This is a genomic window from Marivita sp. S0852 (assembly GCF_046591575.1).
In the GTDB taxonomy this organism is placed as follows: Bacteria; Pseudomonadota; Alphaproteobacteria; order Rhodobacterales; family Rhodobacteraceae; genus Marivita.
In genome coordinates, this window is record NZ_JBIQWA010000001.1 from 68,446 (window position 1) to 89,271 (window position 20,826).

20 protein-coding genes and 3 riboswitches are annotated in these 20,826 nt (G+C 58.2%); of the genes, 3 read left to right on the forward strand and 17 right to left on the reverse strand.

Features of this window, described 5'->3' with window-relative positions; genetic code table 11:
• Positions 1-28 precede the first annotated feature (28 nt).
• From ACG74X_RS00355 to miaB, 10 genes are all read right to left on the reverse strand, one after another.
• Positions 29-640 (reverse strand): (d)CMP kinase, encoded by a 612-nt coding sequence (locus ACG74X_RS00355; protein ID WP_411231900.1) that lies wholly within the window; start codon positions 638-640, stop codon positions 29-31.
• Positions 637-1,353 (reverse strand): tRNA (guanine(46)-N(7))-methyltransferase TrmB, encoded by a 717-nt coding sequence (gene trmB, locus ACG74X_RS00360; protein WP_411231902.1) that lies wholly within the window; start codon positions 1,351-1,353, stop codon positions 637-639. Before trmB ends, ACG74X_RS00355 begins: the two co-directional genes overlap by 4 nt.
• 116 nt (positions 1,354-1,469) lie before the next feature.
• A complete protein-coding gene (gene metK / locus ACG74X_RS00365; RefSeq protein WP_411231904.1) occupies positions 1,470-2,651 on the reverse strand; it encodes a methionine adenosyltransferase in 1,182 nt (393 codons plus the stop codon).
• A gap of 3 nt (positions 2,652-2,654) precedes the next feature.
• A riboswitch (SAM-SAH riboswitch) is annotated at positions 2,655-2,702 on the reverse strand.
• 35 nt (positions 2,703-2,737) lie between these two features.
• Positions 2,738-4,198: an apolipoprotein N-acyltransferase gene (gene lnt / locus ACG74X_RS00370; protein WP_411231906.1), complete on the reverse strand. Its 1,461-nt coding sequence runs from the start codon at positions 4,196-4,198 to the stop codon at positions 2,738-2,740.
• A gap of 4 nt (positions 4,199-4,202) precedes the next feature.
• Positions 4,203-5,141 carry a hemolysin family protein gene (locus tag ACG74X_RS00375; RefSeq protein ID WP_411231907.1) on the reverse strand — a complete coding sequence of 313 codons (939 nt, stop codon included), beginning with the start codon at positions 5,139-5,141 and terminating at the stop codon, positions 4,203-4,205.
• A 35-nt stretch (positions 5,142-5,176) separates the two neighbouring features.
• On the reverse strand, positions 5,177-5,632 hold the full coding sequence (ybeY, locus tag ACG74X_RS00380; RefSeq protein ID WP_411232865.1) for an rRNA maturation RNase YbeY: 456 nt from the start codon (positions 5,630-5,632) through the stop codon (positions 5,177-5,179).
• Between the two features lie 112 nt (positions 5,633-5,744).
• Positions 5,745-6,722 carry a PhoH family protein gene (locus tag ACG74X_RS00385; RefSeq protein WP_411231908.1) on the reverse strand — a complete coding sequence of 326 codons (978 nt, stop codon included), beginning with the start codon at positions 6,720-6,722 and terminating at the stop codon, positions 5,745-5,747.
• Positions 6,723-6,797: 75 nt separating this feature from the next.
• Positions 6,798-7,064 (reverse strand): hypothetical protein, encoded by a 267-nt coding sequence (locus ACG74X_RS00390; RefSeq protein ID WP_411232866.1) that lies wholly within the window; start codon positions 7,062-7,064, stop codon positions 6,798-6,800.
• 41 nt (positions 7,065-7,105) lie between these two features.
• Positions 7,106-7,645 carry an OmpA family protein gene (locus tag ACG74X_RS00395; protein WP_411231909.1) on the reverse strand — a complete coding sequence of 180 codons (540 nt, stop codon included), beginning with the start codon at positions 7,643-7,645 and terminating at the stop codon, positions 7,106-7,108.
• Between the two features lie 136 nt (positions 7,646-7,781).
• A complete protein-coding gene (miaB, locus tag ACG74X_RS00400; RefSeq protein ID WP_411231911.1) occupies positions 7,782-9,122 on the reverse strand; it encodes a tRNA (N6-isopentenyl adenosine(37)-C2)-methylthiotransferase MiaB in 1,341 nt (446 codons plus the stop codon).
• Positions 9,123-9,234: 112 nt separating this feature from the next.
• Between miaB and ACG74X_RS00405 the strand changes: the two genes are divergently transcribed.
• Complete coding sequence (locus ACG74X_RS00405; RefSeq protein ID WP_411231913.1) at positions 9,235-10,101, forward strand: glycosyltransferase family 2 protein; 867 nt, start codon at positions 9,235-9,237, stop codon at positions 10,099-10,101.
• A gap of 17 nt (positions 10,102-10,118) precedes the next feature.
• Here the strand turns inward: ACG74X_RS00405 and ACG74X_RS00410 are convergent, their stop codons facing one another.
• From ACG74X_RS00410 to ACG74X_RS00435, 6 genes are all read right to left on the reverse strand, one after another.
• Complete coding sequence (locus ACG74X_RS00410) at positions 10,119-10,910, reverse strand: enoyl-ACP reductase (RefSeq protein WP_411231914.1); 792 nt, start codon at positions 10,908-10,910, stop codon at positions 10,119-10,121.
• A 2-nt stretch (positions 10,911-10,912) separates the two neighbouring features.
• Positions 10,913-12,142: a beta-ketoacyl synthase N-terminal-like domain-containing protein gene (locus ACG74X_RS00415; RefSeq protein WP_411231916.1), complete on the reverse strand. Its 1,230-nt coding sequence runs from the start codon at positions 12,140-12,142 to the stop codon at positions 10,913-10,915.
• A 170-nt stretch (positions 12,143-12,312) separates the two neighbouring features.
• The gene (gcvP, locus tag ACG74X_RS00420; protein WP_411231917.1) at positions 12,313-15,156 is read right to left on the reverse strand and encodes an aminomethyl-transferring glycine dehydrogenase; all 2,844 of its coding nucleotides are present in this window, start codon (positions 15,154-15,156) and stop codon (positions 12,313-12,315) included.
• Between the two features lie 90 nt (positions 15,157-15,246).
• Positions 15,247-15,606, reverse strand: coding sequence for a glycine cleavage system protein GcvH (gcvH, locus tag ACG74X_RS00425; RefSeq protein ID WP_411231918.1), 360 nt, complete (start codon positions 15,604-15,606; stop codon positions 15,247-15,249).
• Between the two features lie 18 nt (positions 15,607-15,624).
• The gene (gene gcvT, locus ACG74X_RS00430; protein WP_411231920.1) at positions 15,625-16,749 is read right to left on the reverse strand and encodes a glycine cleavage system aminomethyltransferase GcvT; all 1,125 of its coding nucleotides are present in this window, start codon (positions 16,747-16,749) and stop codon (positions 15,625-15,627) included.
• 90 nt (positions 16,750-16,839) lie between these two features.
• A riboswitch (glycine riboswitch) is annotated at positions 16,840-16,905 on the reverse strand.
• A gap of 3 nt (positions 16,906-16,908) precedes the next feature.
• Positions 16,909-16,995: riboswitch (glycine riboswitch) on the reverse strand.
• Between the two features lie 38 nt (positions 16,996-17,033).
• Positions 17,034-17,504 carry an RrF2 family transcriptional regulator gene (locus ACG74X_RS00435; protein WP_411231921.1) on the reverse strand — a complete coding sequence of 157 codons (471 nt, stop codon included), beginning with the start codon at positions 17,502-17,504 and terminating at the stop codon, positions 17,034-17,036.
• A gap of 81 nt (positions 17,505-17,585) precedes the next feature.
• Here ACG74X_RS00435 and ACG74X_RS00440 point away from each other — a divergent pair, with 81 nt between their 5' ends.
• Together ACG74X_RS00440 and ACG74X_RS00445 are read left to right on the forward strand one after the other, a co-directional pair.
• Positions 17,586-18,161 carry a gamma-glutamylcyclotransferase family protein gene (locus ACG74X_RS00440; RefSeq protein ID WP_411231922.1) on the forward strand — a complete coding sequence of 192 codons (576 nt, stop codon included), beginning with the start codon at positions 17,586-17,588 and terminating at the stop codon, positions 18,159-18,161.
• On the forward strand, positions 18,161-19,408 hold the full coding sequence (locus ACG74X_RS00445; protein ID WP_411231923.1) for a DUF2254 domain-containing protein: 1,248 nt from the start codon (positions 18,161-18,163) through the stop codon (positions 19,406-19,408). Before ACG74X_RS00440 ends, ACG74X_RS00445 begins: the two co-directional genes overlap by 1 nt.
• Here ACG74X_RS00445 and gltX read toward each other — a convergent pair.
• On the reverse strand, positions 19,405-20,742 hold the full coding sequence (gene gltX, locus ACG74X_RS00450) for a glutamate--tRNA ligase (protein ID WP_411231924.1): 1,338 nt from the start codon (positions 20,740-20,742) through the stop codon (positions 19,405-19,407). The genes ACG74X_RS00445 and gltX overlap by 4 nt on opposite strands.
• Positions 20,743-20,826: the final 84 nt, after the last annotated feature.

The following is a 20,826-nucleotide window of genomic DNA, read 5'->3' on the forward strand; positions in this document are numbered from 1 at the left end:
GTTCCTCGGGCCGTCTTGTCAGCCGGGGTCAACGACGTGCCTCTACGGCAGCGATGGCTTGGGCAATCGCGGTTTCGATGGACAGGTCTGATGTGTCCAGAAGGATGGCATCATCAGCCGGTTTCAAAGGAGCATCCGCACGTCCGGTGTCGCGGGCGTCGCGGGCTTTGACATCGGCAAGCACGGTGTTGAATTCCGTTTCCGATCCGCGCTGCTGCATTTCCAGAAACCGCCGCTTTGCCCGGATTTCAGGGCGGGCGGTCACATAGAGTTTCACTTCGGCCTGCGGACAAATCACCGTCCCGATATCGCGCCCGTCCAACACCGCGCCACCGGCGCGACGGGAAAAGGCGCGCTGAAAATCAAAGAGTGCGGCACGGACATCGGGGATCACCGCAACCCTTGATGCCGCCTGCGCCGCGTCTGCGCCGCGCAATTGAGCGTTTTCAAGATCGTCCGCGACAAGCGTTTGCGCGGCCACAACCGGATCTTCTCCTGCCAGCATCCGCGCGCCCACCGCGCGATACAGCAGGCCAGTATCGAGATACGCAAAGTCGAAATGCGCCGCCACAGCGCTGCTGATGGTGCCTTTGCCTGCCGCTGCCGGTCCGTCGATGGCCACTGTGAAAGGTTCTGTCATGCAGGTTTCCGGAATGTCATATAATGCGGCGTGCGGCCTTCGCGCAGCGCCTTTTGTTCATAGCGGGTCGATATCCAATCCGCCCAGGGCGCACGCCAGTCGGCAGGGCCCTCTGCACGCCATTCAAATCCGGCTTTGGGCACTTCGATCAGGGTCTGGCGGACGTAATCGGGGATATCGGTGGCAACCCGGAACTCGGCACCGGGGGCAAGACAGTCAAACAGCGGATCAAGATGTTCGGGCGTGACAAACCGACGTCGGTGGTGGCGCTTTTTGGGCCAGGGATCGGGATACAGCAAAAAGGCTTTCTCGACCGATCCGGACGGCAGAACATCGAACATATCGCGCGCGTCGCCGGGGAAAACCCGCAGGTTTTTGACGCCGGCCTCGCGGATCTTTCCCAGCAGCATCGCAACACCATTGATGAACGGCTCGCATCCAATGATGCCAACGCCGGGGTTCTGCAAAGCTTGGTGGACCAGATGTTCGCCCCCTCCAAAGCCGATTTCCAACCAAAGGGGCCGACCCTCGAACAACGCGGTTGTGTCCAGCTTTGTGCGCTCGGGGTTGTCCTCCCAGGACACGGGGCCTGGGCTCAGCGCATCAAGGTCGGTGTCCAGATAGTCTTTTTGGCTGGGGCGCAGCGTTTTGCCTTTGAACCGGCCATAAAAATTGCGCCACGGCGCGCCAGAGGGGTGTTTGGTATCGGTCATACAGAAGCGTCTACCGCCTAGCCCTTTCTGATTCAACGGGCGCGGGCGAGGCACAGCCTCGCCCGTTTGCCTCCGGCGGAGGTATTTTCAGCCCAAAGAAACCCCGAAACCGGGTCTCAGACAGAGGATTTCAGGGCGTCGGCCAAATCGGTGCGTTCCCAGCTGAACCCACCATCGGCATCCGGAGCACGACCAAAATGGCCATATGCAGCGGTCCGCTGGTAAATAGGTTTGTTCAGCTCCAGATGAGTCCGAATGCCGCGCGGACTTAGATCCATGACCTTGGGAATGGCCGCTTCGATATCCGCGGGAGCAACATCACCGGTGCCGTGGGTGTCGGCATAAATGGACAGCGGTTTTGAAACGCCGATCGCATAGCTGAGCTGAATCGTGCAGCGTTCCGCCATCCCGGCTGCAACCACGTTCTTGGCAAGGTAGCGCGCGGCATAGGCCGCGGATCGGTCCACCTTGGTCGGGTCTTTACCCGAGAATGCCCCGCCCCCATGCGGGGCTGCACCACCATAGGTGTCGACGATAATCTTGCGCCCGGTCAGGCCCGCATCGCCATCCGGTCCGCCGATCACGAAAGTGCCGGTGGGATTGACCCACCATTCGGTATCGGCATCGATCCAGCCATCCGGCAGAACTTCGCGGATATAGGGTTCAACGATCGCGCGGATGTCGGCCGAGCTCTGGCTTTCATCGGCGTGTTGCGTGGACAAAACGATAGAGGTCACGCCGACCGGTTTGCCATTTTCATAGCGCACGGAAATCTGCGATTTGGCATCGGGGCGCAAAAGCGGCTCCTGCCCGGATTTCCGCACCTCGGCCAGACGGCGCAGGATCGCATGGCTGAACTGGATCGGCGCGGGCATCAGCGCGTCGGTTTCGTTGGTTGCGTACCCGAACATGATGCCCTGATCGCCGGCACCTTCGTCTTTGTCTTCACCGGCGTCGACGCCTTGGGCGATATGCGCCGATTGCGGATGTAGCAGGTTGGTTATTTTGCAGGTTGCGTGATGAAACTTGTCCTGCTCATAGCCGATATCCTTGATGCAGGCGCGGGCAATGTCGGGGATGCGATCCATAAACGTGGCAAGTTTGTCTTTGTCCGACAACCCCACCTCTCCGCCAATCACAACGCGGTTGGTTGTTGCAAAGGTCTCGGCGGCAACGCGCGCTTCGGGTTCTTCGGTCAGAAACGCGTCAAGCACGGCGTCTGAGATGCGATCACACAGCTTGTCTGGGTGTCCCTCGGACACGGATTCCGAGGTAAAGATGTAATTCTGTCGGGACATGGTTGCTCCAATAGGGTCTGCCGTCACGTCAGGAAGCCGTTGTGACGGGGGTGTAAAGATGCCGTTACGCCCGTCGCTTGCCGGGGTCAATGGGCACGTCTGTACTTCCGCCCGATCAGCGCTGCAAAAGCCACGATCAGCGCCGCCACCGCAGACCAATCCCGCGTGATGCTGTAGAGGGTTGCATCCCCCCCCGCAGGCACCGGGACATCGAGAAACCCGGCGCGGCCCAAGGGCAGCGCGTCAATGACGCGCCCGGCTGGATCGATCACTGCCGAAATACCCGTATTTGCGACACGGATCACCGGCAGACCCTGTTCGATGGCGCGCAGGCGGGCCTGCTGCAGATGCTGCTGCGGTCCGGCATAGGTGCCAAACCAGGCGTCATTGGTGATCTGCAAGACCACATCGGGGCGGGACGGGCTTGCATTCACGTCTTGCGGGAAAACGGCTTCGTAGCAGATCAGCGGCAACGCTGATCCAAGCACACCCAGATCAATCAACATTGGACCCGGTCCGGCAGAATAGCCGGTATCCGCACGCGCCGCCAGGCCGAGGATATTGAAACGCGAGAACAGGCTGGCCAACGGCATATACTCCCCAAACGGCACCAAATGATGTTTGTCATAGAGCTGGTCCTGCTGACCGTCTTTGTTCAGGGTCACCAGGGAATTGTAGTAGCGGCCTGCCTCTTCTCGTTGAATCCCCAGAACAACCGGCGTGCCTGCGGCGGCCTCGGCAATGACTTCAAAGGCGGGGACCGCGTTGTGCAACAGGTTCGGAACCGCCGTTTCCGGCCAGACAATCAAATCCGGTGGGGGCATCTGCGCGGTAAAGTCGACCTGCCGCGCAAAGAATGTGGGGATATGGTCCGGGTGCCACTTTTGATCTTGCGGCGCGTTTGGCTGGATCAGGCGCACCACAGGCCGGTCCTCAAGATCGGGCGGCGCGGGTGTCAGATAAAAAGCACCGGCCGCGCCGACAACCGCGATCAATCCAACAGCGATCAGCCATTTGCGAACCGTTAGTCCGACCGCAAACAAGGCAGCGACCATCAGCGTGGCAAATGTCAGGCCATGCGGCCCGATCACCGCATGCCATTGCGCGATGGGTGTCGAGGCCCAGACATAGCCCAAAAGGCCCCAGGGAAACCCTGTAAGTACGTAAGCGCGCAAAAACTCTGCCGTGGCCCAGCATACCGCGATGGCGAAAGGTGCCGCGCTGATGCGACGTCCGACCCAAAACGCGGCGGCCCAGAACACGGACAATCCGGCGGCAAGCCCCACAAGCGCAAATGGGGCCATCCACCCTGTTGCGGCGGCATCTACCTGAAACGGCTCCAGTATCCACCGCAACGAAAGGGCAAAATAGCCCACTCCAAACAAACCGCCCGTCCATGCGGCCGATGCGGCGCTTTGATCAGCCCGCACCAATATGAAAACCGCCACAAGTGCCGACACGGCCACCCACCACAGATCATAGGGCGGCTGACCAAGGGCAAAAAGCCCGCCAAGACTTAAGGACGCCGCGCGGCGCAAGACGGTCATGCGACTAGGATGAAGAGGACGCCACAGGCTCTGCCGGGTCCCGCATCCGTGCGCGATTTGCATGCGCGGTTGATGTCAGATGCACCCGCAGTCTTTTGATCCGGCGGGGATCGGCATCCACGACTTCAAATTCGGGTCCTTCGGGATGTGGGACCACTTCGCCCCGGGCGGGGACATGACCGGCAAGCATGAACACCAACCCGCCAAGAGTGTCGATTTCCTGTTCATCAATATCGTCATGGTCCGTCAGGGTTACGCCGATTTCCGCTTCGAATTCGTCGAGCGGCGTTCTGGCAAAGGCCATATAGACCCCCGGTTTTTCCTTGGTGAAATTGCTGTCCTCATCAAGATCATGCTCGTCCTCGATCTCTCCGATAACCTGCTCAATCAGGTCTTCGATGGTCAGCAGGCCATCAACCCCCCCATATTCGTCAATCACAAGCGCCATATGCCGGCGTTCAGTCTGCATCTTGGTCAACAGCACGCCGATCGGCATGGAGGGCGGCACAAAGAGCAACGGGCGCAGGAGTTTTGTCAGATCAAAGCTGCTGGATGATTTGCCGTTGAAACCATGTTCCAGCGCCAGATCCTTGAGATGGGCAAAGCCAATGGGCGTGTCCAGCGTGCCGCTATACACCGGCAAACGTGTCAAACCACTTTCGCGGAACACCTTGACCAGATCGCTTTTGGTGATTGTGTCCGGAACCGAGGTGATGTCGGCGCGCGGCACTGCAACATCTTCAACCCGCATACGACGCAGGTTCATCATTCCTGGAATGGAGGTCTGTGTTTTTGCAACCTCGGGTGACGGCTGTGCCTGAGGCGCGTCTGCCGTGCCTCGGACCCATCTTGCCATTCTGGCAAAAACATTGCCTCTGGAGTTCGTGTCTGTCGTCTGCTGCGCGCTGTGCGCCGCGTTAGACGAGTCGTCTGTGTCGCCCATTTTTTCCTGTTCCGGTGGTGGCCAAATGGCCCTTATCATTCCCTATATGGGTCGGAGAGACCCATTTTGCCAAGTATTTCCGTTTCCAAACGTTCCATCAGCGTGGCATCGCCGTCACGGATGTGGTCATAGCCCAAAAGATGTAACACCCCGTGAACGATCAAATGTGTGACATGGTCGGCCAAGGGTTTGCCCGTATCCCGTGCCTCTTTTAGACAGGTTTCATAGGAAATCGCGATGTCGCCCAAAGCTTCGCCCATCACCGGGTCAGGGTCCGGCGGCGGGTGCGGAATTGCGCCGTCAACCTCGGGCGCAAGGCTGTTGGCGGGCCAGCTGAGCACATTTGTTGCAGTGGGTTTTTCGCGGAATTCTGTGTTGAGTTCGGCGATCCGCGCATCGTTACAGGCCAGGATCGCAATCTCGTAGCCCTCGGTCGGCAGGTCGAGATGCGCGAGAGTGTATTGCGATGCGGTTTCCGCCAAAATGGCCATCGATGTGTCCCGCCAGCGATCCTCTTCAATCAAAATGTCCGTCAGTGTGGTCACGGCATACAATTTGGGGGCCAGCCCCCAAACCCCCGGCATATTTGTAAAAAGAAGACGATCAGGGTGTTTCGGCGTCTTTTTCGTAGGCTTCGATAATCGCCGCCACCAAAGGGTGCCGGACGACGTCTTTGGCGGTGAAATAATTGAAGCTGATCTTCGGGATATGGGCAAGCAGGCGTTCCGCGTCCCGCAATCCCGAGGCGACGCCGCGCGGCAGGTCGATCTGGGTGCGGTCACCGGTGATCACCATCCGCGAGCCTTCACCCAGACGGGTGAGGAACATCTTCATCTGCATCGACGTGGCGTTCTGCGCCTCGTCCAGCACCACAAAGGCGTTGGACAATGTGCGGCCGCGCATGAAGGCCAGCGGTGCGATCTCGACCGTTTTTTCCTCGATCATGCGGGCCAGTTGTTTGCCGGGCAGGAAATCGTTCAGCGCGTCGTAAAGCGGCTGCATGTACGGGTCGACCTTGTCCTTCATGTCGCCCGGCAAATAGCCCAGTTTTTCGCCAGCTTCGACAGCAGGGCGGCTAAGAATGATTTTGTCGACCTGACCGGTGATAAACATGTTCACGCCAACCGCGACTGCAAGATAGGTCTTGCCGGTGCCTGCCGGGCCAATTCCGAAGGCAAGTTCGTTTTCAAAAAGGGCGCGGACATAGGCTTTTTGCGCGTCGGTGCGCGGTTCGACCAGTTTTTTGCGGGTTTTTATTTCGACCGGGCCGCCTTCGAACATTTCGATCTGGTCATCCGGTTTGGTCTCTTCCGGGGCCATACGCAATTCGCGATCGATATCGCTGGGATTGACACTGCGCCCCTGTTCTAGCCGGTGATAGAGCGACATCAGGATCTCGCGCGCGTCCTCTTGCGCCTCGGGGTCACCATGGATCGCCAATTGATTGCCACGGCGCAGGATCTGCACGCCGAGACGATTTTCGATCTCGCTTAGGTTGCGGTCATATTCGCCGCAAAGATCTATGAGCAAGCGGTTGTCGGGGAATTCAACAAGCGCTTCGGACAAAGTGTCTGCGGTCACGCGGGTCTCCGATACAAGGATGGCAGGTCAAGCGTGGCGATTTTTGTCGTCCGGTGCAAGCCGTGCTCTTGTCTGTCACAATGAATCGCCGATAAGGGAACTAGACCCCCCTTTGAAATCGCCAATTGCGGTGTTTCTTTCGATATGCGTGCCCGAGCAGACAGGCCGCCCATGATGATCGAGTCGAGGTGACAGGTATCCTTCGACGCCATCGTCAATGATCCAGTGATCGCATCCATTCGGATCAATCCAGATCCCGGCTTGCAGCTCGCTCAGGTGTTTTTTGTCCCATCCGCCATCATAGCTTTTGTCAGCATTGGGGGTTTCGCAGCCTGTCGCCATCAGCACGGCACAGAATGCGGCGGTTTTCCCAAGATGTATCATCAATCATCACTCCGCCGCAGACACAGGATTTCCACACGTCGATTCTTGGCCATGCCGGACGCGCTTGCATTGCTTGCGATGGGGCGGCGTTCGCCGAATCCTCGCACCGAATAAACCCGCGCACCGACCTGTTGTGCGACCTGCGCCACCGCGCGCGCGCGTCGTTCACTGAGCGCCAGATTGTATTGGTCAGATGCGCGGCTGTCGGTGTGGCCTTCGATGACAAACCCGTTGGCTGCGTTTGCGGCAAAGAAGGTCCGCAAGCCACTGATCCCGCCCGGCGCAATCTGCGCACTGCCGGTTGCAAACATCTGGTCGGTGGGAACAACCGCACACCGGCTGACCTTGTGACACACGGGCGTTCCGTCACGGCGCAGATGCGGGCTCATAAAGCCTTCGACACCGTCATCCATCACCCAGTGTTCACAACCATCCGGGTCGATCCACACGCCCGGGATATATTGTTCGCCTTGCTGTGCGACCGACGGGGACGGCATCGCCATCACAACACCCAGCAGCACAGCGGACAACCGCCTCATCATATCCAAATTCCCCCGGCACATTGCGCGGCACAGAATTTGATCTGCCGCACCCGATTCAGCGGCATACTACCAGAGACAGCGGTTGTGGAAAGGGTCAACCTCAAGATATCGCGGTCAGGACAACATCTTTGCACTAGGCGATCAATTCACCCGCAAGTGAATTGCGCTGGCTTTCAAGGATGCGGACAGGGCGCAAATCGCCGGGTTTGACATCGGTGGTCTGCACATGAACGGCATGCAAGTGTTCCGATTTGCCCACCATCTGCCCCGGATCGCGCCCTGGTTTTTCAAAAAGCACAGTGACCTCTTTGCCCACCATCGCATCCTGCACCGCCTTTTGCTGTTCGGTGATCAGGCCCTGAAGACGTTGCAGGCGATCGTCTTTTACATCTTCGGCGACTTGATCCCGCTCGGCCGCCGGAGTGCCAGGGCGGGTGGAGTATTTGAAGCTGTAGGCATACCCGTATTTCGCGGCACGGATGATATCGAGCGTTGCCTGAAAATCTTCTTCGGTTTCTTCGGGAAAGCCGACGATAAAGTCACCGGACAAAAGCAGATCGGGCCGAATCGAACGCAGCTGTTCAATGATCTTGAGATAGCTTTCTGCGGTATGCTGGCGGTTCATCCGCTTGAGAATACGATCCGAACCGGACTGAACAGGCAAATGCAGATAGGGCATCAGCTTGGGGCATGTCCCGTGCGCCTCGATCAGGTCGTCGGTCATGTCATTGGGATGCGAGGTGGTGAACCGAATACGCTCCAGACCATCGACATCATTCAACGCCCAGATCAGCTTGGCAAGCGACCAATCACTGCCCGCGCCGTCTGTGCCTTTTGGGGCCGCACCGTGATAGGCGTTGACGTTTTGACCCAGCAAGGTGATGTCGCGCACACCGCGTTCTACCAGATCACGGGCCTCATCAAGGATGCGGTCCGCAGGACGGGAAACCTCGGCTCCGCGGGTGTAGGGAACGACACAAAAGGCACAGAATTTGTCGCATCCTTCTTGCACGGTCAGAAAGGCCGTGGGACCACGTTTTGCTTTGGGCCGGTTTTTCAGAACCTCGAATTTGTCTTCTTCGGGAAAATCCGTGTCGAGCGCTTTTTCCCCGGACCGGGTTTTCGCCTCTAGTTCTGGCAGACGGTGATAGCTTTGCGGGCCGACAACCAGATCGACCATCGGCTGGCGGCGCATGATTTCCGGGCCTTCGGCCTGTGCGACACAGCCCGCCACGCCGATTTTCAGATCCGGTTTCGCCGCTTTGAATTTCTTGTACCGGCCCAGTTCGGAATACACTTTCTCCGCCGCTTTTTCGCGGATGTGGCACGTGTTCATCAGGATCATATCGGCATCCGCCGGGTCTGACGTTTCGACATAGCCTTGCCCGCCCAGCGCTTCGGCCATGCGTTCGCTGTCATAGACATTCATCTGGCAGCCATAGGTCTTGATGAAAAGCTTCTTCGGTTCGGACACGGGGCCAATCCTCCGGACAGGTTTCAGGCTGTGCGGATACCGCAAGTTACCCCCATCTTGCAATGCACGGTTTTTTCATTGAGTCTGGGGCAAACTCCGCAGGGAAAATCTCATGCGTTATGCAGGCATTAACGATCTTCTTTCCAAAAACCCGGCAGCTGTTGCCAAGGGGCCCATTGCGCTTGTCTTCATCGAAGACAATGTTGAAATCGACTCAACCCTGCGTCACAATCTGCAACTCGGCTTCAAAACCGTGATCGCCTTCATGATGCCGTCATTCGAGCTCGCGGCGGATGTTGCAGAGCGTGTGGTGCGGGTCGACGCCAATATTGCGCAGAACGACGACCGCGAAGAGATCGTCAATACCGTGATCGCCAAGGCCCCCGGCGTCTGGATGTATGTCTGCTATAACGCAGAATACTTGTTCTTTCCGTTCTGCGAAACGCGCACCATCGGAGAGCTTTTGGCATTTCACACCGAAGAACGGCGCGACGCAATGCTGTGTTACGCCGTTGATCTGTATGCCGGCGACCTTGATCGTAATCCCAGTGCGGTGAACATCGAAGAGGCCTATCTGGACCGGTCGGGATATTACGCGCTTGGGCGGCCGGACCCGGACACCCATCATCCCCGGGATCGGCAACTCAACTTTTTCGGCGGGTTGCGGTGGCGCTATGAGGAACATGTCCCGCCAGAGCGCCGCAAGATTGACCGGATCGCCCTTTTTCGGGCCAAGCCCGGTCTGAAATTGCAGGACGATCACACATTCAACGATCAGGAATACAATACCTATGCGTGCCCTTGGCACAACAATCTGACGGCGGCTGTTGCGTCGTTCCGAACGGCAAAGGCGCTCAAGCGCAATCCGGGGTCGGCCTTTGAAATCGAGACATTCCGCTGGCACAATTCGGTGCCGTTTCAATGGCATTCGCGGCAATTGCTGGATTTGGGACTGATGGAAACCGGGCAGTGGTTCTAGGGCGCACCGGTCACCTTTTAGAGGTTGTCGTATTGAGGCATCCCAAGCACATGAAAGCCGCCATCAACACGAATGGTTTCCCCCGTGGTGCAGGCCCCGGCGTCTGACGCCAGATAGACGGCTGTTCCACCAACCGCCTCAAGGCTCGCGTTAGAGCGCAAAGGGGCGTTGGTGTCGGTGTGTTTATAGGTTTTGCGCGCCCCGCCGATCGCGGCTCCCGCCAGGGTTTTCATCGGGCCGGGTGAGATTGCATTCACACGAATGCCTTCGGGGCCCAGATCGTTCGCCAGATAGATCACCGACGCTTCCAATGCGGCTTTGGCAACACCCATGACATTATAATTCGGGGTGACGCGGCTGGACCCCATATAGGTCAACGTCAACAAGGTGCCGCCATTGTCGACCATCAAAGGATGGGCACGGCGCGCCACGTCGATGAAGCTGTAGGCAGAGATATCGAGCGAAGTTTTGAAATTGTCGCGCGATGTGTTCAGAAAACGGCCCGTCAATTCGGATTTGTCCGAAAACGCAATTGCATGAACAACAAAATCAATCGTCGGCCAACGTGCCGCCAATTGTTCGAACGCGGCATCCAGAGAAGCGTCGTCAGTGACATCGACATCCACCATGAAGTCCGACCCAACCGAGGCCGCGAGCGGTTCCAGCCGTTTGCCAAACGCCTCCCCCTGATAGGTAAAGGCAAGCTCTGCGCCTGCCTCTGACATCGCTTTGGCGATCCCCCACGCGATAGAGCGTTCATTGGCGACGCCCATGATCAGGCCACGCTTGCCTTGCAGTTGTCCGCTCATGATCAGTCCCGATACTGTGACATCAGCATTGACCCGTTGGTGCCGCCGAACCCGAAAGAGTTGGTCATCACCGTGTCGAGACCTGCGTTTTCAACCAATTCGGTGGCGATCTCTTCCGGTTTCAGCGCCGGGTCGAGAGTTTCCACGTTGATCGACGGAATGATAAAATCGTTTTGCAGGGCAAGCAGGCAGTAAATCGCCTCTTGGGCGCCGGTGGCACCCTGGCTGTGCCCGGTCATGGACTTGGTCGAACTGACAGGCGGTGTCTGCCCGTCACCGAATACGCGCCGCACGGCCTCTATCTCGCCCACGTCGCCCACAGGGGTCGAGGTGCCATGCGCGTTGATGTAACTGACGCTGCGGCCTTCGGGCAGTGTGGCCAACGCCCCGCGCATTGCGCGTTCCCCGCCTTCGCCAGAGGGCGCAACCATATCCGCGCCGTCAGACGTAGCGGAAAAGCCGGTAACTTCGGCGTAGATATGCGCGCCGCGCGCCAAAGCCCTCTCCAGCGGTTCAAGCACCACAATTGCGCCACCACCGGAAATGACGAACCCGTCACGGTCGGCATCAAACGCACGCGAGGCACGCTCGGGCGTGTCGTTATATTTCGACGACATCGCACCCATGGCATCAAACAGGCAGGACAGCGTCCAGTCCAACTCCTCGCCGCCCCCGGCAAACATGATGTCCTGCTGGCCCAGTGCCACTTGCTGCGCCGCCATGCCGATACAATGCAAGGATGTTGAACAGGCAGAGGTGATCGAAAAGTTCATGCCTTTGATCTGATAGGCCGTTGCAAGATTTGCACTGACGGTCGAGGACATGGTTTTGGGTACGGCAAAAGGCCCAATCCGTTTGGTCCCACCGGTTTTCAAAACAGTCTGATGCGCGGCCAGCATTGCAGAGGTTGACGGCCCCCCGGAGCCGGCAATCAAGCCGGTCATCGGGTTCACCACCTCGGCATCTGTAAGACCTGCATCCGCAATCGCCTGACCCATCGCGATATGCGCATACGCGGCACCCGGCCCCATAAATCGAAGCGTGCGCTTGTCGACATGTTCACTGAGGTCCAGATCAATCGCGCCTGCGATCTGAGACCGGAACCCATGTTCCTGCATATCGGCATTTGCCGTTATCCCTGACGTCCCCGCCTTGAGCGAGGCCAGAACGGCGTCTTTGTTGGTTCCGATGGACGAGACAATTCCCAATCCGGTTACGACAACTCGGCGCATCACGGCTCCTTACAATTGTTACAAGCGTGTGTAGGGGATTGTGGGGGGGCGGGGCAAGCAGATTGCCCACGCTTTTTGGCTTTTCCAAAGTGCGAAACACGAGGCCCAACCGCTTGCACGATTGGGCCTTTGCATGGTCTCGGGTCAGACAAGCGGGCCTAACACCCGGCTTATTCCGCCGCTTCTTGATAGCTTTCCATCGGCGGGCAGGTGCAGACCAGATAACGATCCCCATATGCGTTATCGACACGGTTGACCGGCGGCCAATATTTGTCGACCCGGAAGGCCCCCGGAGGGAAGCAGCCCTGCTCACGCGAATACGGGCGGTCCCAATCCTTGACGAGATCCTCCATCGTGTGCGGGGCAAGTTTGAGGGGGTTGTGTTCCGCATCAACCTCGCCCTCTTCAATGGCGCGTATTTCGTCGCGGATCGCCAACATCGCGTCACAGAACCGGTCAAGCTCGGCTTTGGTTTCGGATTCGGTTGGTTCGACCATCAATGTCCCGGCCACGGGCCAGCTCATGGTGGGTGCGTGAAAGCCACAATCAATCAGACGCTTGGCAATGTCTTCAACGGTGACGCCCGCCGATTTTTCGAACGGCCGCACATCCAGAATACACTCATGCGCGACACGGCCTTCATCACCGCGGTAAAGGACATCATAAGCCCCCTGCAACCGGGTTGCGATGTAGTTCGCGTTCAAAATCGCAACGCGCGTCGCCTGCGTCAGGCCTTCACCGCCCATCATCAGACAATAGGCCCATGAAATTGGCAGCAATGACGGCGACCCGAACCGGGCCGCGCTGACCGCACCTTGCCCGTCAAGCGGGTCAGAAGGCAGATGCGGTATCAAGTGTGCCTTGACCCCAATCGGCCCCATGCCCGGACCCCCACCCCCATGCGGGATGCAGAAGGTCTTGTGCAGGTTAAGGTGGCTGACATCGCCGCCCAGATCACCGGGACGGGACAATCCGACCATGGCGTTCATATTGGCACCGTCGATATACACCTGCCCGCCATGTTGATGCGTGATGGCGCATACCTCTTTGACCGTGCCTTCGAACACCCCATGCGTCGATGGATATGTGATCATCGTCCCGGCCAGGTTGTCAGAGTGCTGTTCGGCCTTGGCTTTGAAATCGGCCAGATCGATCGAGCCCTGATCATCGCATTTCACAGGAACCACTTTCCACCCGACCATTTGCGCCGACGCCGGATTGGTGCCGTGCGCATTCACCGGGATCAGACAGATGTTGCGATGCCCCTCGCCCTTGGCGTGGTGATATCCGGCGATGGACAACAGGCCCGCATATTCGCCTTGCGCACCCGAATTCGGCTGCATGGAAATCGCATCATAGCCAGTGATGTCACATAGTTTGGCGTTCAGATCGCCGATCATTTCGTGGTATCCAACAACCTGGTCATCGGGAACATAGGGATGGATATCCGCAAATTCCCGCCAGCTGACCGGCATCATCTCGGCCGCCGAATTCAGCTTCATCGTGCAAGACCCAAGCGGGATCATCGCACGATCCAGCGCCAGATCGCGGTCTGCCAGACGGCGCATGTAGCGCATCATTTCCGTTTCGGCGCGGTTCATGTGGAACACATCGTGCTGCAGGTAATCGGAGGTGCGCAAAAGGGTCTCCGGCAGTCTGTATTCAGGGGTCAGAACGGTGTCGGTCTGCAACAGACCGAACGCGCGCCACACGGCTTCGATGGTGGCAGGTCGCGACCGTTCATCCAGGGTGATCCCCACCTTGGTGTTGCCCACCGGCCGCAGGTTCAGACCTTCGCGGACCGCTGCCCGCAGGACACCCTGTTGAAGCAAACCAACATCGACCGTGATGGTGTCGAAATACGCTTCTGGCTCTACCCGGAACCCTGCGGCCTCAAGCCCTTTGGCCAGACGCACGGTCTTGCGATGGATACGCTGGGCGATGGCGCGAAGGCCCTTCGGCCCGTGAAAGACCGCGTAGAACCCTGCCATGACCGCCAGCAACGCCTGCGCCGTGCAAACATTCGATGTCGCTTTCTCGCGGCGAATATGTTGTTCGCGCGTCTGCAAGGCCAGACGGTAGGCTTTGTTGCCGTGACTGTCGATCGAGATCCCGACAATGCGTCCCGGCATTGCGCGCTTGTACGCATCCTTCGTCGCCATGTAAGCCGCGTGCGGCCCACCGTACCCAAGTGGTATCCCAAAGCGCTGCGTCGAGCCGATCGCAATATCCGCGCCCATCGCGCCCGGTTCTTTCAGCAAACACAAGGCCATCGGATCAGCCGACATCACGGCAATCGCCTTGGCTGCGTGCAAGGCTTCGATATCCTTGGTGAAATCGCGCAGATGGCCATATGTGCCGGGGTATTGGAAGATCGCGCCAAACACAGCCGACGGGTCCATATCGGCCACATTGCCCACGATAATTTCGATCCCCAACGGTGCCGCGCGGGTTTTCATGACCGAGATATTTTGCGGATGGCAGTTTTCATCAACAAAGAATGCAGTCGCTTTCGACTTGGCAACACGTTGCGCCATGGTCATAGCCTCGGCACAGGCGGTCGCCTCGTCCAGCAAAGACGCATTGGCGATTTCAAGTCCGGTCAGATCGCTGACCATCGTCTGATAATTCAGAAGCGCCTCAAGCCGGCCCTGCGAAATCTCGGGCTGGTAAGGCGTGTAAGCCGTGTACCACGCCGGGTTTTCAAAAACATTGCGCTGGATCGCCGGGGGCGTGACCGACCCGTGATACCCCATCCCGATCAACGATGTCAGGACTTTGTTCTTTGATGCCGTTTGGCGCATGTGCCACAGCAATTCGCGTTCTGACAGCGCCTTGCCAAAATCCAGAGGCGCGTCCTGTCGGATTGCGGCAGGAACCGTCTGGTCGATCAAATCGTCGATTTTCTCCACGCCAAGCACGGCCAGCATGTCGGCCATTTCCGCTGGCGATGGGCCGATATGCCGTCGATTGGCGAAATCATAGGGTAAATAGTCGATAGCATCGTAACCCATGTCACTCTCCTTGGGGTTGGAAACGGGACATCGTTTCCTGCGTCAGGTCCAAAGACGGGCGCAGCCTGACCGCGCCCGTATATTTTCGCCTCAGGCGATGAATTTCTTGTAGGCGGCTTCGTCCATAAGATCGTCAAGCGCCGACATGTCCTCGATCTTCATCTTGAAGATCCACGCATCGCCTTCTGGATCTTCGTTGATCTTGCCCGGTTCATCAGCAAGCACGTCGTTCACTTCGGTGATTTCACCATCCAGCGGGGCAAGGATATCCGACGCGGCCTTCACGGATTCGATCACAACGACCTCGTCATCCTTTCCAACCGTGGTGCCAGCATCTGGCAGTTCGACAAAGACAACATCGCCCAACTGTTCGGCGGCGTGGGTGGAAATGCCAACGAAAACTTCGTCTCCATCAACGCGAAGCCATTCGTGTTCTTCAGTGTATTTCATAAGTCCCTCTTTGATAGATTATCGTTTGAAACCGGGTGCCACGAAGGGCAATTTTACTACCGCCACAGGCAGTCGCTTGCCTCTGACGTCGCCGAACAGAGCGGTGCCGATTTGGGCGTGATCGGCAGTGACATACCCCATTGCGACAGGGGCTTCGGCGCTGGGACCAAACCCGCCCGATGTGACCGTTCCGATTGGAGTTTCTGCTTCGGCCGTGGCGTATATCGACGTGCCTTCGCGCATGGGTGCGCGGCCTTCCGGCTGCAATCCGACACGTTTACGCGCCGTGCCGTCAAAAAGTTCGGCCAGAATCCGTGCGGCCCCCGGAAACCCGCCTTCACGGTCTCCGCCAGAGCGGCGGGATTTCTGGATGCTCCAGCCCAACCCGGCTTCTATTGGCGAGGTGGTTGCGTCAATGTCGTGCCCATAAAGGCAAAGGCCGGCTTCCAAGCGCAGAGAATCACGCGCGCCCAATCCAATGGCTTCGATATCGTCATGTGCCAAAAGCGCCTTGGCCAAATCTGCGGCAGCGGCAATCGGGACGGAAATTTCGTATCCGTCCTCGCCAGTGTATCCGGATCGCGTGACCCAGCACTCTGCCCCCGCCAAAGGCACTGTGGCGACATCCATGAACCGCATGTCGGCAACCATCGGATGATGTTCGGCCAGGACCGCTTCGGCCTTCGGGCCCTGCAGCGCCAGCAAGGCCCGGTTTTCCAACAGCTTGACTGTTACATCTGGTTCAAGCGCGGCGCGCATCCGCGCGACATCGGCATGTTTGCAGCCTGCGTTCACAACAACGAAAAGATGATCGCCGCGATTGGCAAACATCATATCGTCTTCGATCCCGCCCGCGTCATTGGTGAAAAAGCCATAGCGTTGCCGCTCGGTGCCAAGCGACAGAACATCTTGGGGAATAAGGGTTTCCAGGGCGCGCTTTGCCATTTCGGGATCGCGCGCGCGCAGCACAACCTGACCCATATGGCTGACATCGAACAAACCTGCAGCGGCACGACAGTGCAGGTGTTCTTTCATCACGCCAAGCTTGTATTGAACGGGCATCTCGTAACCCGCAAATGGCACCATTTTCGCGCCCAGCGAAACGTGCAAATCGTATAGCGGCGTGCGCTGTAATTCACTCACGCGACATCCCTTCCCAACGGGCCGGATGTTTAAGCAAAGCGACAACCGGCATATTCAAAATCGCGCAACAGCGCGTTCGTCCTATGCCCCCTCTGTCCTTTTGCCTGAGATCGTTATCCCTTCGGCGCCTTGGACCTTTCCAAGATCTCTCCAGAGTTTATGTCCGCGACGGTCCTTAGGCCTGAGAGTTTCCGGGGGCGGTTGCTCCTTCGGCACCGGCAAAGCCGGTTCTCCCATCGCAGTTGTATGCAATTGTAGACCGAATTCAAATTCGGCACAATACGTCAAACAGCTAAAGCGGCCTCTCGATCAGAGCATGCTTTGGCCGGGTTCAGAATATCCAGCAGAGCATGGTTTTGACATATCAACGCATCCAGCGTGATTGGGTCGAGCGATTTGTAAAATGCCTCGACAGCATCGGTCAGTGCGGTGCGCAAGCGACATGATTCGGTCAGCGGGCAGGTGTTGTCGACATCCGCAAAGCATTCTGCAATCGGCACCGGAGCCTCAAGCACGCGAAAGACATCCCCGATTCGGATTTCTTCGGCCGGCCGGCCAAGCGACAGCCCGCCATTGCGTCCGCGCTGGGTATGCAGAAACCCAAGCTGACCCAATTGATTGATAACCTGCGCAAGATGATTTTCTGATGCGTTACAACACTCGGCAATTTCAGACTTGGTGACGAGCCGCCCGACATTCGCCGCGCAAAACATCAGGACGCGCATTGCGATATTGGTCCGTTTGGTGACACGCACTGGAAGCATCCTTTTTGATAAGTTAGCAAAGGCTAACGCTTCGTGCAAAGCTGTCTTTGACATATATCAACTGAGCCTTCTGTGTCCAATTCCATAAAACAACCACATTTTTTCGGGTATGGGTCGCTGGTGAACCGCAATACTCATCGTTTTGAGCCCACGCATCCGTCACGGATCACCGGATGGCGGCGAGTGTGGCATCGCGCGCCTGTCCGGCCCGCCGCGTTTCTATCCGTGGTCCCCGATCCGGACGGCACCATCGACGGGGTCATTGCGCCGGTGCCGGATCATGACTGGGCCGCACTGGATGCGCGGGAATACGCGTATGACCGCATCCTTGTAACAGATCATGTGCACCATGATGCACATGCCGTACGCGATATCTCGATCTATGCGATCCCTTCGGGCACCGCCGCTGCACCGGACGAGGCGCATCCAATCCTGCTAAGCTATGTAGATGCGGTTATTCAAGGGTATCTGCATCATTACGGTGAAACCGGGGCTGCGCAGTTTATGCAGACAACGGAAGGGTGGGATACATGTGTGTTGAATGATCGTGCCGCACCGATTTATCCGCGTGCCCAAAGGCTGTCTGTGGAGGAAGAAAGATTTGTTGATGATATGTTAAGCACGATCCGCGCCAAGGTCCTGGTCTGATGCGGGAACGTATCTGGCTTTGGATCAAACGCCTGTGGCATCGTCCGGGTTTCCGTATCTCCGCATTCGGAGCGACAGCGCTGCTGGCTGCCTTGGTGGCACCGCTTGTCGATCGGTCGCTTCCCGACGCCTTGGTGGAACGCTTCTCGCGTGAGGCGGTGCTGCCGGTGCTCAATATCCTGGCGTCCTCAATGCTGGCTGTGACCACCTTTTCGCTTGGGAACATGGTGCAGGCGTTCCGCTCGGCGGCTGGACAGGCAACGCCACGGGTTTACCAGCTTTTGATGCAGGACATGACCACGCTTAATGTAATGTCCATTTTCGTCGGGGCGTTCCTGTTTTCGCTGGTGTCCATTGTGATGTTCCAAACCGGGTTTTACGGCGACACGGCAGCAGTTGTGGTGTCCGGCCTCACCATGGTGTGCATCGTCATGATCGTGATCGCGATGTTGCGCTGGATCGCCCACCTGAGCCAGTTGGGCAGCCTTCATCACACTTTGAGCCTTGTTGAAGCTGTGGCCAAACCACCGTTGGAGCGGCTGGCAGATGAACCGAACTTTGGCGCACGCCCGGCCAGCCATTCACCGCGCGCCCCCGAAGATGCAAGACCCCTATACGCCCCCAAGACCGGGTTTGTTCAGTTTATTTCCGTGGAAGAACTCAACTCTCAGCTGGAAACCGAAGACGCCACACTGTGGGTTTTTGCGCCTCCGGGCCGCTGGGTTCTGAAAGGCACGCCGCTTGCCTTTGTCGACGGCGATTTCGACACCGAAGGCCTGCTTGGGAATTTCACGCTGGGCGACGAACGCACCGCGGAACAGGACGCGCGTTTCGGGCTGGTGATCTTGTCAGAGGTGGCATCTCGGGCGCTGTCACCCGGTGTGAATGATCCAGGAACTGCGATTGATGTCATCCACCGCGTGGAACGGATTCTGTGGGATCTGGGTCAACGCATGTGCAACGAAGGGCGGGACACAACAATTCACTACCCCCGCGTGATCATCGGCAGCGTGTCTGCCGAGAACCTGATCCAAGATGGGTATTCCACGCTCATGGAGGATGGCGGCGACCGATTTGATGTGATGGCCCAGGTGTTGAAAGCGACAAGCCGTCTAAGCCAAAGCGAGTGGCCTGAACTGGCCCAAGCCGCCGAAGCGGCACGGGACAGCGCATTCGAAATCATTGACAGACGGATTGATAACCCGTCGTCCGTTGCGACGCTGCGCGAGAAGGCAGCAGAGGTTTAGGAGCGCGCGAGCTTGCGCGCCGGGATGGTTTGCATCAACGGCAAAAGATCTGACATTTCTGGCCCGCGCTCCTGCCCGGTGATCGCTTTGCGCAATGGCATGAACAGGTTTTTGCCCTTCCGCCCGGTGGCGTCCTTGACTGCGGCTGTCCAGGTGCTCCAGGCGTCGGCTGGCAAGGGACCGTCCGGCAAAAGCGCCATAGCTTCGGCAATAAATTCGGCGTCTTCTTCGGCGACAAGCGGCTCTGTTCCTTCGGAAACCAGCGCCCACCACTTAGCAATATCCTTGCGGGTGGTGATGTTGTCGCGGGCGACATTCCAGAACGCTTCGGCCTTGTCGTCGGGCACGCCCAATGCGGACAGTTCGTCCTTCATCACCGCATAGTCCAATCCGTGCAACTTGCGGGCCGTGAGCGGAAACAGATCGGCGACATCAAATTTGGTGGGCGCAGAGCCGAATTGGTCAAGGTCAAATCCGTCCGCAATGTCATCCAGCGACATGCGCAATTCCACCGGCTGTGACGAACCAAGCCGCGCCAGCAGGCTTAGCAAGGCTTCGGGTTCAACACCCTGTTCGCGCAAATCCCGCAACGCCAGCGTTCCAAGCCGCTTGGACAGGGATTCGCCCTGCGGCCCGGTCAAAAGCGAATGATGCGCAAAGGAAGGCACAGTTCCGCCAAGCGCATCAATGATCTGGATTTGGGTGGCGGTATTGGTCACATGGTCAGACCCGCGCACCACATGCGTGACCCCCATTTCGGTGTCGTCCACCACCGACGCGAGTGTGTAAAGCACCTGACCATCGGCCCGGATCAGAACAGGGTCCGAGACCGAGGCCGCGTCAATCGAGATGTCCCCCAGGATGCCATCGGTCCATTCGATGCGCTCGTGATTTAGCTTGAACCGCCAGACGCCAACGCCCCGCTCGGATCGCAAGGCTGCCTTTTCATCGTCTGACAACTCTAGCGCGGCCCGGTCATAGACGGGCGGCTTGCCCATGTTGAGCTGCTTCTTGCGCTTGAGATCCAATTCCACCGGGGTTTCAAACGCCTCGTAAAAGCGCCCCATGTCGCGCAGTTTATCGGCGGCCTCGGCATAACGGTCCAGCCGCTCGGACTGGCGTTCGATCCGGTCCCAGGTCAGACCCAGCCATTCCAGATCCTCTTGGATCGCATCAACATATTCTTGCTTCGACCGCTCGGGATCGGTGTCGTCGATACGCAGGATGAACGTCCCGCCGGATTTACGGGCAATCAGATGATTGAACAGCGCAGTGCGCAGATTGCCGACATGGATGTAACCGGTGGGCGACGGGGCAAAACGGGTGGTGGTCATGGGATGTCTCCTGTTGGCGCGGCTTTCCCATATGGCGCGGGCTTTGTCCAGAAAACCATGCCCGCGACCCCGGCCAAGGCGGTT